General features: G+C 68.5%; 14 protein-coding genes and 2 tRNA genes. 15 read left to right on the top strand and 1 reads right to left on the bottom strand.

Annotation, left to right across the window (positions count from 1 at the left end; translation table 11 throughout):
- The first annotated feature begins 231 nt into the window (after nt 1-231).
- From dnaN to JAP66_RS00020, 13 genes are all read left to right on the top strand, one after another.
- Nucleotides 232-1,365: a DNA polymerase III subunit beta gene (dnaN, locus tag JAP66_RS00080; RefSeq protein WP_199428820.1), complete on the top strand. Its 1,134-nt coding sequence runs from the start codon at nt 232-234 to the stop codon at nt 1,363-1,365.
- 46 nt (nt 1,366-1,411) lie between these two features.
- On the top strand, nt 1,412-2,302 hold the full coding sequence (gene gnd, locus JAP66_RS00075; RefSeq protein WP_199428819.1) for a phosphogluconate dehydrogenase (NAD(+)-dependent, decarboxylating): 891 nt from the start codon (nt 1,412-1,414) through the stop codon (nt 2,300-2,302).
- A 12-nt stretch (nt 2,303-2,314) separates the two neighbouring features.
- A complete protein-coding gene (recF, locus tag JAP66_RS00070) occupies nt 2,315-3,475 on the top strand; it encodes a DNA replication/repair protein RecF (protein WP_199428818.1) in 1,161 nt (386 codons plus the stop codon).
- Between the two features lie 100 nt (nt 3,476-3,575).
- Complete coding sequence (locus JAP66_RS00065; RefSeq protein WP_372448920.1) at nt 3,576-4,262, top strand: DciA family protein; 687 nt, start codon at nt 3,576-3,578, stop codon at nt 4,260-4,262.
- Nucleotides 4,263-4,444: 182 nt separating this feature from the next.
- The gene (gene gyrB / locus JAP66_RS00060) at nt 4,445-6,409 is read left to right on the top strand and encodes a DNA topoisomerase (ATP-hydrolyzing) subunit B (RefSeq protein ID WP_199428817.1); all 1,965 of its coding nucleotides are present in this window, start codon (nt 4,445-4,447) and stop codon (nt 6,407-6,409) included.
- Nucleotides 6,410-6,454: 45 nt separating this feature from the next.
- On the top strand, nt 6,455-8,995 hold the full coding sequence (gene gyrA / locus JAP66_RS00055) for a DNA gyrase subunit A (RefSeq protein WP_199428816.1): 2,541 nt from the start codon (nt 6,455-6,457) through the stop codon (nt 8,993-8,995).
- A gap of 6 nt (nt 8,996-9,001) precedes the next feature.
- Complete coding sequence (locus JAP66_RS00050; RefSeq protein WP_199428815.1) at nt 9,002-9,757, top strand: DUF3566 domain-containing protein; 756 nt, start codon at nt 9,002-9,004, stop codon at nt 9,755-9,757.
- A 54-nt stretch (nt 9,758-9,811) separates the two neighbouring features.
- A tRNA-Ile gene (locus JAP66_RS00045) sits at nt 9,812-9,885 on the top strand.
- 364 nt (nt 9,886-10,249) lie between these two features.
- Nucleotides 10,250-10,408 carry a hypothetical protein gene (locus tag JAP66_RS00040; protein ID WP_199428814.1) on the top strand — a complete coding sequence of 53 codons (159 nt, stop codon included), beginning with the start codon at nt 10,250-10,252 and terminating at the stop codon, nt 10,406-10,408.
- Nucleotides 10,409-10,453: 45 nt separating this feature from the next.
- Nucleotides 10,454-10,753, top strand: coding sequence for a YrhK family protein (locus JAP66_RS00035; RefSeq protein WP_199428813.1), 300 nt, complete (start codon nt 10,454-10,456; stop codon nt 10,751-10,753).
- Nucleotides 10,754-10,881: 128 nt separating this feature from the next.
- A complete protein-coding gene (locus tag JAP66_RS00030) occupies nt 10,882-12,045 on the top strand; it encodes a putative hexosyltransferase (protein WP_199428812.1) in 1,164 nt (387 codons plus the stop codon).
- On the top strand, nt 12,033-12,575 hold the full coding sequence (locus tag JAP66_RS00025; protein ID WP_199428811.1) for an NUDIX hydrolase: 543 nt from the start codon (nt 12,033-12,035) through the stop codon (nt 12,573-12,575). The genes JAP66_RS00030 and JAP66_RS00025 overlap by 13 nt, the downstream gene beginning before the upstream one ends.
- 69 nt (nt 12,576-12,644) lie before the next feature.
- Nucleotides 12,645-13,043 (top strand): GvpU-like protein, encoded by a 399-nt coding sequence (locus JAP66_RS00020; RefSeq protein ID WP_199428810.1) that lies wholly within the window; start codon nt 12,645-12,647, stop codon nt 13,041-13,043.
- 78 nt (nt 13,044-13,121) lie between these two features.
- Here the strand turns inward: JAP66_RS00020 and mbp1 are convergent, their stop codons facing one another.
- On the bottom strand, nt 13,122-13,355 hold the full coding sequence (mbp1, locus tag JAP66_RS00015; RefSeq protein WP_199428809.1) for a microaggregate-binding protein 1: 234 nt from the start codon (nt 13,353-13,355) through the stop codon (nt 13,122-13,124).
- 133 nt (nt 13,356-13,488) lie between these two features.
- Here mbp1 and JAP66_RS31885 point away from each other — a divergent pair, with 133 nt between their 5' ends.
- Together JAP66_RS31885 and JAP66_RS00005 are read left to right on the top strand one after the other, a co-directional pair.
- Entirely contained in the window at nt 13,489-13,671 is a 183-nt protein-coding gene (locus JAP66_RS31885) for a DLW-39 family protein (RefSeq protein WP_199428808.1), read from the top strand.
- 34 nt (nt 13,672-13,705) lie between these two features.
- Nucleotides 13,706-13,778 (top strand) — tRNA-Ala (locus JAP66_RS00005).
- Nucleotides 13,779-14,150: the final 372 nt, after the last annotated feature.

Raw genomic sequence — 14,150 nt, 5'->3', positions numbered from 1 at the left:
GGAGAGAACAAAACAAAAACAAGCGAAGCTCCGAGTTGGGGACACCTCGCTCCGGGTCGACAAATCGACCGCCGGGCCGAGGTGACGCCGGCGCCCGTCACGCTCTAACGTGGGTGACCACACCTGGTTCGTCCGGCAGCCCTCGATCGCCCCAAGCTCACGGGAAACGCGACCGGGTGGTCTGCCGGGTCTTTCGAGCCGAAGCGGCTCGGCTGTCGAAAGGATGGGCGCATGAAAATCCGCGTCGAGCGCGACGGGCTTGCCGACGCCGTCGCCTGGGTGGCTCGCAGCCTGCCCTCCAGGCCGCCGGTCCCCGTGCTCGGTGGGGTCCTGCTCGACGCCGGTGGCGACGGTGGGTCCGACGCGCTGACCGTGTCCGGGTTCGACTATGAGGTCTCCGCGACGGTCGGGGTCCCAGCGACGATCGCCGACGGCGGCCGGACCCTCGTCTCCGGCAGGCTGCTCGCCGACATCACCAAGGCACTGCCGGCACAGCCCGTGGAGATCGCCGTCGACGGTGCCCGCGCCTCCATCACCTGCGGTAACGCGCGGTTCAGCCTCCCGACCATGCCGGTCGAGGACTACCCCCAGCTCCCCGCTCAGCCCACGCTCGCCGGTGAGGTCGCGGGTGACGCGTTCGCGCAGGCGGTCGGCCAGGTCGCGGTCGCCGCGGGCAAGGACGACACGCTGCCGATGCTCACCGGCATGCGCCTGGAGATCACCGGCAGCACGCTGACGCTCGTCGCCACCGACCGCTTCCGCCTCGCCATGCGCGAGTTCAGCTGGCAGCCGGCAGAAGGGCTGACCGACGCGTCGGTGCTGGTCCCTGCCCGCACACTCGCCGATGCCGCGAAGTCGCTCGGCGCGAGCGGCGGAACGGTCCAGGTCGGCCTCGCCGGCGGGGACGGCCTGCTCGGGCTCGCCGGTTCGGGCCGCTTCACCACCACCCGCCTGCTCGACGCGGAGTTCCCGCCCTACCGGCAGCTGCTGCCCGCGCAGCACACCTCCCGGGCCGTCCTCGGCGTGTCGGCGCTCGCGGAGGCCATCAAGCGTGTGTCGCTGGTCGCCGAGCGGGGTACCCAGGTCCGGCTGGAGTTCGCGGAAGGCTCCCTGCGGCTTTCCGCGGGCGGGGACGACGAGGGCAGCGCCGAGGAAGAGCTGCCGGTCGACTACGAGGGTGAGCCGGTGACCATTGCCTTCAACCCCGGTTATCTCGTCGACGGGCTCGGTGCGCTGCACGCGGACCGGGCCGAGTTGACGTTCACCACGCCCAACCGGCCCGCGCTGGTCAAGCCGGCCGACGAGAACGGCGAGGTCGTGCCCGGCTACCTCTACCTGCTCATGCCGGTGCGGCTGCCCGGTTGAGCATCCAGCACGACCGGTGGAGCAAGACAAGCACTAAGGGGACTTCATGGTTCAGCTCGGACTCGTCGGCCTGGGCAGGATGGGTTTCAACATGCGCGAGCGGGTGCGCGCGGCCGGTCACGAGGTGGTCGGTTACGACCGCGACCCCGAGATCAGCGACACCGGCTCCCTCCAGAAGCTGGTCGCCGCGCTCGAAGCCCCGCGCCTCGTCTGGGTCATGGTGCCCGCCGGTGAACCCACGCGGCAGACGATCGACGAGCTTGCCGAACTGCTCGACGAGGGCGACGTCCTGATCGACGGGGGCAACTCCAAGTTCACCGACGACAAGCTGCACGCCGACCAGCTGGCGACGAAGGGGATCGGTTTCATCGACGCGGGTGTCTCCGGCGGCGTGTGGGGCAAGGACAACGGCTACGGCCTGATGGTCGGCGGCACGAAGGCCGACGTCGATAGGGCGATGCCGGTGTTCGACGCGCTGCGTCCGGACGGTCCGCGCGAGGAGGGCTTCGCGCACGCGGGCTCGGTCGGTGCCGGGCACTACGCGAAGATGGTGCACAACGGCATCGAGTACGGGTTGATGCAGGCCTACGCCGAGGGCTTCGAGCTGCTGGAGGCGGCGAAGGTCGTCGAGGACGTGCCCGCGGTGATCACCGCATGGCAGCGGGGCACGGTGGTGCGGTCCTGGCTGCTCGAACTCCTGGTCCGGGCGTTGCAGGAGGACCCCGAGCTGGACGACCTCGAAGGATATGTCGAGGACTCCGGCGAGGGCCGCTGGACGCTCGAAGAGGCGATCAACAACGCGGTGCCCGCGCCGGTGATCTCGGCGGCGCTGTTCGCGCGGTTCGCCTCGCGGCAGGAGGACTCCGCGGCGATGCGTGCCGTGGCCGCGCTGCGCAACCAGTTCGGTGGGCACGCTGTCAAGAAGGTCGCCGAGTAGGCCCGGGTCCGCGTGTACCTCCGTCACCTTCAGGTGACCGACTTCCGCTCGTGGGAGCACGTCGACCTGCCACTGGGGCCTGGCCCGACCGTGCTGGTCGGGCCGAACGGCCGTGGCAAGACGAACCTGCTCGAAGCGATCGGCTACGTCGCCACGCTGAGCTCACACCGGGTCGCCACGGACACACCGCTGGTCCGGCACGGCTGCGAGCGCGCACTTGTGCGCACGGCGGTGGTCAACGAGGACCGGGAACTCACCGTCGAACTGGAGATCACGCCGGGTAAGGCCAACCGGGCGCGCGTCAACCGAGGTGCCGTCGGCAGGCCCCGCGACGTGCTCGGGATCCTGCGCACCGTGCTGTTCTCCCCCGAGGATCTCACGCTCGTGCGCGGTGACCCCGGCGAGCGCAGGCGGTTCCTGGACGAGCTGCTGGTGCTGCGGGCACCCCGGTTCGCCGGCGTGCGCAGCGACTACGACAAGGTGCTGCGGCAGCGCAACGCCCTGCTCAAGACCGCGGGCAAGCGGCGGTCGGGGAGCCGCGACGACCCGTACGCGCTGTCCACGCTGGACGTATGGGACAACCACCTTGCCACGGCCGGTGCCCAGCTGCTCGCGGCCCGGCTCAACCTGGTGGCCGACCTCGCTCCGCACACGGCGGCGGCCTACGCGGGTGTCGCGCCGGACTCCCGGCCGACCCGGATCACCTACCGGTCGAGTCTGGGCGAGGCGCTGCCCGGGGAGTACGGGCTGCCCGGGGGCGAACGGGCCGACGAGGAAAAGCTCGCCGGCATCCTCTTCGAGGCGCTCGGCGAGTCGCGCGCGGCCGAGCTCGAACGTGGGGTAAGCCTGGTCGGACCGCATCGGGACGAGCTCGACCTCGTGCTCGGCGACCTGCCGGCGAAGGGCTACGCCAGCCACGGCGAGTCGTGGTCGTTCGCGCTGGCGCTGCGGCTCGGCTCGTACGAGCTGCTGCGGGGGGAGGCGGGCGGCGAGCCGGTGCTGCTGCTCGACGACGTGTTCGCCGAGCTGGACCGCAGGCGGCGCGCCCGGCTCGCGGAGGTCGCCGCGAGTGCCGAACAGGTGCTTGTCACCGCGGCTGTGGATGAGGACGTCCCCGGTGAGCTGACCGGTGTCCGGTTCTTGGTGTCGGAGGGTGAGGTGAAACGTGCCTGATCAGAAGGGTGCGAACCCGGGGCGGCGACGGCGGGTGACCGGCACCACGGAACTTACGCACCGATCTGGGGATAAGTCTGTGGATAGTGTGGATAACACCGTGAACGCGTTATCGCCGCGGGTAACCAGCGAGCCGAACGAGGACGTCAATACCCCTCAGGTGGGCGGCACAACCGGTGGTTCCCCCGAACGTGACACCGAGCGTAACACCGGCGATGGGCCGATCGGGCTGGAGTCCGGCGAGGACGCGACCCCACCCGAATCATCCGGACAGCCGTCAGGACGCGACCTCGCCAGGGCCGCGCTGAACGCGGCCAGGGCGCGCGCCGGCGCCAGGGGTACCGAGCCCGGCGTGCGCAGGCCAGGCAGGCAGGCCGGCCGGTCCGGCCAGGACCAGCGCCGCCGCCGCTGGTCCGGAGCCGGCGTCGACGAGCGGGACCCGCAGCCGCTCGGCAGGCTCGTGTCGCGGATGGCCGGACAGCTCGGGTGGGGCGATCGGCTGGCGCACGGTCAGGTGTTCGGCCGGTGGAACGAGCTGGTCGGCGAGGAGGTGGCCGAACACGCCCAGCCCGTCACCCTGAAGGATGGCGAGCTGACCGTCCGGGCGAGCTCGACCGCATGGGCGACGCAGTTGCGCCTGCTCCAGCGGCAGCTGCTCAAGAAGATCGCCGCCGGTGTCGGGCACGGCGTCGTCAAGCGGATGCGGATCCAGGGGCCGACGGCTCCCAGCTGGCGCAAGGGTCCCCGGCATGTGCCGGGCCGGGGGCCGCGTGACACTTACGGGTAGACCGGCTCGATACGGCACGACATGCCCGTTGGCTCCACCAGGTACACGCGGACCCGGCCACGTTCGAGTTCGTCGCTCTGTGACGAAATCAGGGGTGTCCTTGGTGCGTGTGAGCGCGAGTGGCCAAGTAGACTTGTGCGCAGCGAGCGTCCCCCTGGGCGAGACGAGGAGAAAACAAGCCGGTGGCAGCGAACAAGAACGAATACAGCGCGTCGTCCATCACCGTGCTCGAGGGCCTCGAGGCGGTCCGTAAGCGCCCCGGCATGTACATCGGCTCCACCGGCGAGCGTGGCCTGCACCACCTCATCTGGGAGGTCGTGGACAACTCGGTCGACGAGGCGATGGCGGGTTACGCGACCACGGTCGACGTGACCCTGCTCGCCGACGGCGGCGTCCGCGTGGTGGACGACGGCCGCGGCATCCCGGTCGACATGCACCCGGTGCACAAGAAGCCGACGCTGGAGATCGTCCTGACCCAGCTGCACGCGGGCGGCAAGTTCGACAGCGAGTCCTACGCGGTGTCCGGCGGCCTGCACGGTGTCGGTGTCTCCGTCGTGAACGCGCTGTCCAGGGCGCTGGACGTGGAGATCCACGTCGGCGGCAAGATCTGGACGCAGCACTACGAGCGGTCGGTGCCGCAGGAGCTGGTCGAGCACGGCTCCACCGACCGGTCCGGCACCACCGTGACGTTCTGGGCGGATCCCGACATCTTCGAGACCACCCACTACAGCGCCGAGACCGTCGCGCGGCGGCTACAGGAGATGGCCTTCCTCAACAAGGGGCTGACCATCGTGCTGCGCGACGAGCGGATCACCGACGAGAACGGTGAGGACGCCTCGGGGGAGCGGGCGCAGATCAAGGAGCGCACCTTCCACTACCCGGGCGGACTCGAGGACTTCGTCAAGCACATCAACGGCAGCAAGGACCCGATCCACCCGACGGTGGTCTCGTTCGAGGCCAAGGGCGAGGGCCTCGAGGTCGAGGTCGCGATGCAGTGGAACAACGGGTTCACGCCGTCGGTCTACACCTTCGCCAACACGATCAACACGCACGAGGGCGGCACCCATGAGGAGGGCTTCCGCGCCGCGCTGACCCGGGTGGTCAACAGCTACGCGCGCGAGAAGAAGCTGCTCAAGGAGAAGGACAGCAACCTCACCGGCGACGACGTCCGCGAGGGACTCGCCGCGATCGTGTCGATCAAGCTGGCCGAGCCGCAGTTCGAGGGCCAGACCAAGACGAAGCTGGGCAACAGCGAGGCCAAGACGTTCGTGCAGTCCACCTGCAACGAGTGGCTGGCCGACTGGTTCGAGCGCAACCCCACCGAGGCCAGGACTATCATCAACAAGGCCGTCTCGAGTGCGCACGCGCGGATGGCCGCCCGCAAGGCGCGGGACCTGGTACGCCGCAAGGGCGCGCTGGACATCGGCGGGCTGCCGGGCAAGCTCAAGGACTGCCGCTCCACCAACCCCGAGGAGTGCGAGCTCTACATCGTCGAGGGTGACTCGGCCGGTGGTTCGGCCAAGGAGGGCCGGGACTCGATGTTCCAGGCGATCCTGCCGATCCGCGGCAAGATCATCAACGTCGAGAAGGCGCGGATAGACCGGGTCCTGAAGAACAACGAGGTCCAGTCGCTGATCACCGCGCTCGGCACCGGCATCCACGACGACTTCGACGTGAGCAAGCTGCGCTACCACAAGATCGTGCTGATGGCCGACGCGGACGTGGACGGCCAGCACATCCGGACGCTTCTGCTGACGCTGCTGTTCCGGTTCATGCGGCCGCTCGTCGAGCAGGGGCATGTCTACCTCGCGCAGCCACCGCTCTACAAGATCAAGTGGCCGCGGGCCGAGCCGGAGTACGCCTACTCCGACAAGGAGCGCGACGGCCTGCTCGAGGCAGGCGCGGCGGCGGGGAAGAAGCTGCCGAAGGACGACGCGATCCAGCGGTACAAGGGGCTCGGCGAGATGAACGCCGAGGAGCTGTGGGAGACCACCATGGACCCCGCCAACCGCGTGCTGCTGCAGGTGACCCTCGACGACGCAGCCACCGCCGATGAGCTGTTCTCCGTGCTCATGGGCGAGGACGTCGAGGCCCGCCGCTCGTTCATCACCCGCAATGCCAAGGACGTTCGTTTCCTGGACGTGTAGTCCCCAGTTCTGTCCATCGAGGACTGTCCACCTGAGAAGGACCCTATGACGGAAACCTTGCCGCCGGATCACGACCGCGTCGAACCGGTCGACATCCAGCACGAGATGCAGCGCTCCTACATCGACTACGCGATGAGCGTCATCGTGTCGCGGGCACTTCCGGACGTGCGCGACGGGCTCAAGCCGGTGCACCGCCGGGTTCTGTACTCGATGTTCGACTCCGGGTTCCGGCCCGACCGTGGGTACAACAAGTGCTCGCGTGTCGTCGGCGACGTGATGGGCAACTACCACCCGCACGGTGACTCGGCGATCTACGACGCGCTGGTCCGGCTCGCCCAGCGCTGGTCGATGCGGTACCCGCTGATCGACGGGCAGGGCAACTTCGGCTCGCCGGGCAACGATCCCGCCGCCGCCATGCGGTACACCGAGTCGCGGCTCGCCCCGCTCGCGATGGAGATGCTGCGGGACATCGAAGAGGAGACCGTCGACTTCTCCGACAACTACGACGGGCGTACGCAGGAGCCGGACGTCCTGCCGAGTCGCATCCCGAACCTCCTGGTCAACGGTGGTTCGGGCATCGCGGTCGGCATGGCGACCAACATCCCGCCGCACAACCTGCGGGAGGTCGCCAGCGGCGTCGTGTGGGCACTCGAGAACTGGGAGGCCACCGACGACGAGCTGCTCGCCGCGCTGATGCAGCGGATCAAGGGGCCGGACTTCCCGACCAACGGCCTGATCCTCGGCACCCAGGGCATCGAGGAGGCCTACCGCACCGGCCGTGGCTCGGTACGGATGCGGGCGGTCGTCGAGGCCGAGGAGGACGCGAAGGGCCGCACGATCCTCGTCGTCACCGAGCTGCCGTACCAGGTCAACCCGGACAACCTGGTGGAGAACATCGCCACGCTCGTGCGGGACGGCAAGCTCACCGGGATCGCCGACATCGCCGACGAGTCGAACAGCCGCAGCGGTATGCGCATCGTGGTCACGCTCAAGCGGGACGCGGTGGCGAAGGTGGTGCTGAACAACCTCTACAAGCACACCCAGCTGCAGTACAACTTCGGCGTCAACATGCTCGCGCTGGTCGACGGCGTGCCGCGCACGCTGCGGCTCGACCAGATCGTGCGGCACTACGTCAAGCACCAGATCGAGGTCATCGTCCGGCGCACGCGGTACCGCCTGCGCAAGGCCGAGGAGCGGGCGCACATCCTGCGGGGCCTGGTCAAGGCGCTGGACATGCTCGACGACGTGATCGCGCTGATCCGGCGCTCGCCGACCGTCGACGAGGCGCGTACCGGCCTGATCGAGCTGCTGGAGATCGACGAGATCCAGGCGACCGCGATCCTCGACATGCAGCTGCGCAGGCTGGCGGCCCTGGAACGGCAGAAGATCGTCGACGAGCTGGCCGAGATCGAGGCCAAGATCGCCGACCTCAAGGACATCCTGGACCGGCCGGAGCGGCAGCGCACGATCGTGCGCGACGAGCTCACCGAGATCGTCGACAAGTACGGCGACGAGCGGCGGACCCAGATCATCCCGTTCGACGGCGACGTGTCGGTCGAGGACCTCATCGCCGTCGAGGACGTTGTCGTCACCATCACCCGCACGGGTTATGCCAAGCGCACCAAAACCGACCTCTACCGCACGCAGAAGCGCGGCGGCAAGGGTGTCCAGGGTGCGACGCTCAAGCAGGACGACATCGTGCAGCACTTCTTCGTGTGCTCCACGCACGACTGGATCCTGTTCTTCACGAACAAGGGCAGGGTGTACCGGGCCAAGGCCTACGAGCTGCCGGAGGCCAACCGCAACGCGCGCGGACAGCACGTGGCGAACCTGCTGGCGTTCCAGCCCGACGAGCAGATCGCGGGTGTCATCCAGATCCCGAACTACGAGGTCGCCCCCTACCTGGTGCTCGCCACCAAGAAGGGCCTGGTCAAGAAGTCGAAGCTGACCGACTTCGACTCCCCGCGCTCGGGCGGCCTGATCGGCATCAACCTGCGCGAGGGCGACGAGCTGATCGGCGCGGTGCTGGCCTCGTCCGAGGACGACCTGCTGCTGGTGTCCTCCGACGGGCAGTCCATCCGCTTCCACGCCACCGACGAGGCGCTGCGGCCGATGGGCCGTGCCACCTCCGGGGTGCTCGGCATGCGGTTCAACGAGGGCGACGAGCTGCTCAGCATCAGCGTGGTCAAGGAGGACAAGTACCTGCTGGTGGCCACTGATGGCGGCTATGCCAAGCGCACGCCTATCGAGGACTATCCGGTTCAGGGCCGCGGCGGCAAGGGTGTGCTCACCATCCAGCACGACCGCAAACGTGGCACGCTGGTGGGGGCGCTCATCGTGGACGCCGACGACGAGTTGTACGCCATCACCTCGAGCGGTGGGGTCATCCGCACGGAGGCCGCGCAGGTCCGCAAGGCCGGCAGGCAGACGAAGGGAGTGCGTTTGATCAACCTCGATGAGGGAACCACTCTGCTCGCGGTCGCACGCAACGCGGACAGGCCTTCGGACGTCCCTGAGGCTAACGTCGAGGCAGACGACACGGCAGCGCCGGAGAGTGCCGGTGCGGATGATGTGGATAAGGACTGACCGTTTGTGACTCCACCTGACAACACCGAACGGCGCGGCTCGACCACGGATCAGGATGCGGAGGGCGTGGCTCCACCGCCATGGCAGCGCGTGGCCAAGGACGCCGGCGGTGCCGGTAACGGAGTGGCTGATCAGGACGGTGAGGGATTCGGTGATCGGTGGTCGGCCGGTCAGCTGCCGACCACCGGCTCGCCGCAGCAGGAGCAGCGCCCGCCGAACGGAACCGAGGACACCCAGATCGTCTCGGGGAGTGCGGCGAACCGGCTGTTCGGGCAGGAGGCCGAGACCGCGCAGATGCGACCGCCCTACGACGCCGCGCAGGCCGGTGCCCGTCAGGGCGGTGGCGCGAAGGGACGTGGCGCGCCGGTGAGTGCCCTGCGCCGCCCCGGCCGCGGGCCGCGCCGGGCGAGTCTGCAGGTCAAACGCTTCGATCCGTGGTCGGTGCTGAAGCTCTCGCTCGTGCTCGGCGTCGCCATGTTCTTCGTGTGGTTGGTCGCGGTCGGGGTGCTCTACACGGTGCTCGACGGCATGGGCGTGTGGGACAAGCTCAACGGCACCTACACCTCGCTGGTCCAGGGTGATGCCGCCGAGACCGCCGACGAGCCGCTGATCAGCGCCGGCCGCGTGTTCGGTGTGGCGGCCATCGTGGGAGCGATCAACATCGTGCTGATCTCGGCACTCACCACGGTCGGTGCGTTCATCTACAACGTTTCGGCCGACCTGGCCGGTGGTCTCGAGGTGACGCTGTCCGAGCGGGAGTGACCCGCCCCCTTTCGGGCGGCCGGGCCGCCGTCCTGTAGCCTTTTATGCGTTCCCGGGCCCATAGCTCAGGCGGTTAGAGCGCTTCGCTGATAACGAAGAGGTCGGAGGTTCAAGTCCTCCTGGGCCCACCCAAGACAAAGGCCGGTTGACATCTGAGTCAACCGGCCTTTGTGCGTCCAGGTGAGCGACTGCGCCACTCTGCGATGTCACGCGCTTGTAGCTTGTCGTGACGGGGACCGTGTACGACGAGGCGGGGAGTCGGCCATTGCGCCCGGACGGTGACCAGGCCGGAACCGATGCGATCGAGACAGGGACACGCCCAGCACGCGGTGTCGCGATGGCCGCGCTGACGACGGCCTTGTACCTGCCCGTGCATTTGGTGGCGCTCTCACCTTCGTGTTCAGTGCCGGACGGTACGATTCCAGCGGCGTCGGCGGCCCGTTTGCCAGTTGTCTGCCCAGTTCCACCGCGTGTTCCGGGCCGAATCCGGCGATGATGATCGTTTGTGGCCTGGTGGTGTCGAGCGGGTTGCTGCTCGCCGGGCTGTTCGGGCAGCGCGCCGGGCGGTTCGCGTGCCCGTGGTGTGCCCGGCTTTCCTTGGCGGCCCTGAGCGCTGTCCTGGTGGCGATGGCGGTCGCACTGTGGTGGTAGGCCGGTTCGGCTGCGGATCTCCGTGGCTGGTGGCAATGTAGGGCGATGCCGACTGGAGATCCGCACGACGAGACCGGAGCAGTCCTCCTCAGGTTCGGGCACGAAGAGCTGGTCGTCCGGCAGCGTTACGAGGTCATCAGCATCGTCAACGATCTGCTGATCGCGGTGTGGTTCGTGGTGGGAAGCGTGCTGTTCTTCTCCGAGTCAACCGCCACTGCGGGCACGTGGCTCTTCCTCCTGGGCAGTATCCAGCTGCTCATCCGCCCCGCTATTCGCCTGCGCAGGCGAATCCACCTGCGTAGGCTGCGCCCCGGTGCGCCTGCGGAGACGGCGCGCGACTTCTGAGGGCTGACGCGATCGCTCGCTGCCGTGTCGGCACGGTCCTTTCGGCCGTGCACCGCTGTGAAATGCTGTACGCCGTGCGAGGACCTCGCCTGGATCGGCCGGGTCTCATCCGGGAAGGAGCGCGACCTGTGGCGATCGTCGAGCGGCTGACTCGACCGTTGCGCGGTTCGAATCCCACCGCCGGCCCGGGGAACATGTGGGACCGGGTCGTGCGGTCCGCGGCTCCCGCGGTGGCCGGATACCTCGTGGTCCGGTTGATCGGTATCGGCATCCTCTGGATCTGGGCGGATGCCGAGCAGCAGAGCCTGCTCGGTCTTCTGGGCGGCAAGTACGACTCCGTCTGGTACCTGCAGATCATCGATCACGGGTACGACCAAGGCGAGTCGGCGCAGAGCAACATGGCCTTCTTCCCGCTGTACCCGATGCTGGCTCGCGCACTGGCCGTGGTCACTCCGCTCGGTTCCATGGGCGCGGCGCTGGTGCTCGCCTGGACCGCCGGTATTGCCGCCGCATGGGGTTTGTACGTCCTCGGCACCCATCTGCACGACCGCCGTACCGGAATCGTGCTGGCCATCCTGTGGGGCGCGCTCCCGCACGCGATCGTCGAATCGATGGCCTACACCGAGAGCCTGTTCACCGCGCTGGCCGTCTGGGCCCTGTACGCGGTGCTCACCGAGCGCTGGCTGGTCGCGGGTGTTCTGGCCCTGCTCGGCGGTTTGAGCCGTCCGACCGCCACAGCACTGATCGCGGTCGTCTGCCTCGCCGCTCTGGTCGCCGTTGTTCGCCGGCCGTCCGGTTGGCGTCCCTGGGTGGCTCTCGCCATAGCGCCGGCCGGCTGGGTCGGATACATCGCCTGGGTCGGCTATCGGATGGACCGTGTCGACGGTTGGTTCTACATCGAGCACGAGGGATGGAACACCGGCTGGGACGGTGGCCAGTACACGCTGGACTTCGCCCGCAGGGTCCTGACGACGGAGTCGCACCTGGACTTCTACGTCGTCACCTTCATCCTGGTGCTGGCCCTGGCGCTGTGGGTGCACAGCATCCTCCAACGCCAGCCGTGGCCGCTACTGCTCTACTCCGCCCTGCTCCTGGTCACGACCATCGGCGGGTCCGGCATGTACAACGCCAAGGCCCGATTCCTCCTCGTGGCCATCCCGCTTCTGCTGCCGGTCGCGACGGCGCTGGCCAGGACCCGTACCGCCGGGGCCGTCGTCACCATCAGCACCCTCGCGCTGATCTCCGCCTACTTCGGCGGCTACCTGCTCCTGGTCTGGCAATGGTCGCCCTGATCCGGGAACTCGGCCGGTACGAGCCCCGGACCAGCGAGGAGGCCGCCGATGTCGGACGTGTCCGTTCGCTGCTGCGCTCGGCTGCCGACCCCTGGAGCCGGTCTACTCCGCTGCACGTCACCGGGTCGGCGCTGGTCGTGCACCCCTCGTCCCGGCGGGTCCTGCTGCGCTGGCACGCCCGCCAGCAGGCATGGCTGCAGATCGGTGGCCATGTCGACCCGGGCGAAGTGCATCCGCTGACCACCGCGCTACGCGAGGGAGCGGAGGAGACGGGGCTCACCGACCTCGTTGCCTGGCCGGATGCCTCGATCGCGCACGTCGTGATCGTGGACGTCGCCGCCGCGAAGGGCGAACCGGCACACGAGCACGCGGACGTGCGGTTCGTGCTGGCCACAGAAACTCCCGAGGCGATCGAGCCGGAAAGCCCGGAGGCCCGGCTGCGGTGGCTGTCCGTCGAGGAGGCGAAAGGGGTCACAGCGGAGGAGAACCTCCGCGAGACGCTGACTCGCGTCGGTGGGCTGCTCGGATAGCACGGCACCGGCCGAGGGGGCATACCGGCGAACTGGTTCGGCCGTTTCAGGTCGGGGTAGCCAGTGCACATGGAATCCGATCAGGCCGACTTCTTGCTGCAGGCTTTCGTCGACGCCGTCAACCAGGCGGACGACTTCACGATCGCGGTCACGCTGAGCGTGCCGGGTGGCGTCGTCACCGGAGAGCTGATCACCGCGCGCCGGTGGATGAACGAGGTCGCGAACTCGGTCGACACGGGCGATTCGGCCGCGGCCGCCCTGGTGGCCGACGTGTACCGGGAGCAGGCGACGTTGTACGGCTCGCAACGAGCCCAACAGAACCCGCTGCGCGGCGATGTCTCCTACATCCACCTGCGTGATGCCAGGTGGGTGACCGGTAACGGAGGCGTGGGGCCCGGCCTTTACTGGCGGGGACTGCTGAACGAGGTGGCGGGCTGGTCACTCGGGCTGCTGGGCGCCTCGGCTTGATCGGGCCCTGTTCCACGTGGAACCGCGAGGACGCCGGTGGGGGCGGACCAGGCCGCCGACGCCCTCGCGGGAGCACGCTTACTGCTGGGTGCGCTCGCGGTTCTCCGCGTTCGCAGCCTCCTGCTCGGCGCGCTTGGCTTCGTCTTCCTTCTCGGCAACACGCTGCTGGGCGTCGGCCTTCTCCTGCTGCGCCTCGCCCTCGCGCTCCATCGAGTCGTTTCCGAACAGCGTGCCGGCGGTCTCCTTTACGCGGCCCTTCATGTCCTCGACCGCGCCCTTGATGCCTTCCTGCTGTTCATCCCGATTCGCCATAGCGGTCCCTCCTGATTTCGTCGAGTCCGCCTACGCAGCAGATACCCGTGAGCGGCACCGCGTAAACGCGGCAGCGGCTCGGTGCAGTAGCATCGCTGCAGCAGACTTAGCAGTTCTGAGGGAGGGCTTCACCGTGAAGAAGCTGTTGGCACTCGCGGCCGTCGCGGGCGGCGTGTTCTTCGTGATCAAGCGGAACAAGGACGCCAAGGCCGAGGCCGACCTGTGGCGTGAGGCCACCGCGCCGGCAGAGACCGCGGTGTCCCCGAACGGCAGCACTCCGGCCAAGGCGAGCTCGGACGCGGCTCGCAACAACTGAGACCTGTCGTGGACGCGCATCCGTGTCCACGCCCGGGGCTGTAGCTCAATTGGTAGAGCGCCGCTTTTGCAAGGCGGAGGTCAGGGGTTCGATTCCCCTCAGCTCCACATAGTCCGATCAGGGACTTCCCTGAATCCCACGTTTGGTTGTGAGCGCGCTGGGACCCACGATGGGTGCGGGCGTCTGTCACGCGTGGCCAGGCGTCCCGAACGCCAGGGCCGCGCCGAGGGCACCATCGAGCGGCGCGGTAGCTCGCTGCGCGTCGATGTCTACGCCAGGCTTGACCCTCTCGCTGGCAGCGCATGCACCTGCGCGAGTCGACGACCGACGAGAGAAGCCGAGCGCATCTTCACCATGCTGACCCGAGCGGGGTCAGGCACCGCTACGGCCACATGTGCACGAGCCTCGGCATCGACAACCACTGGCACGCGCTGCGCCTGTCGGCGGCACGTGAAAACTGACCACGGCGTGGCATCCGA

The organism is Qaidamihabitans albus (assembly GCF_016464705.1).
Lineage (GTDB): Bacteria > Actinomycetota > Actinomycetes > Mycobacteriales > Pseudonocardiaceae > Qaidamihabitans > Qaidamihabitans albus.
Note: the sequence above shows the minus strand (reverse complement) of the source record. Positions and strands in the feature narration are given on the sequence as shown.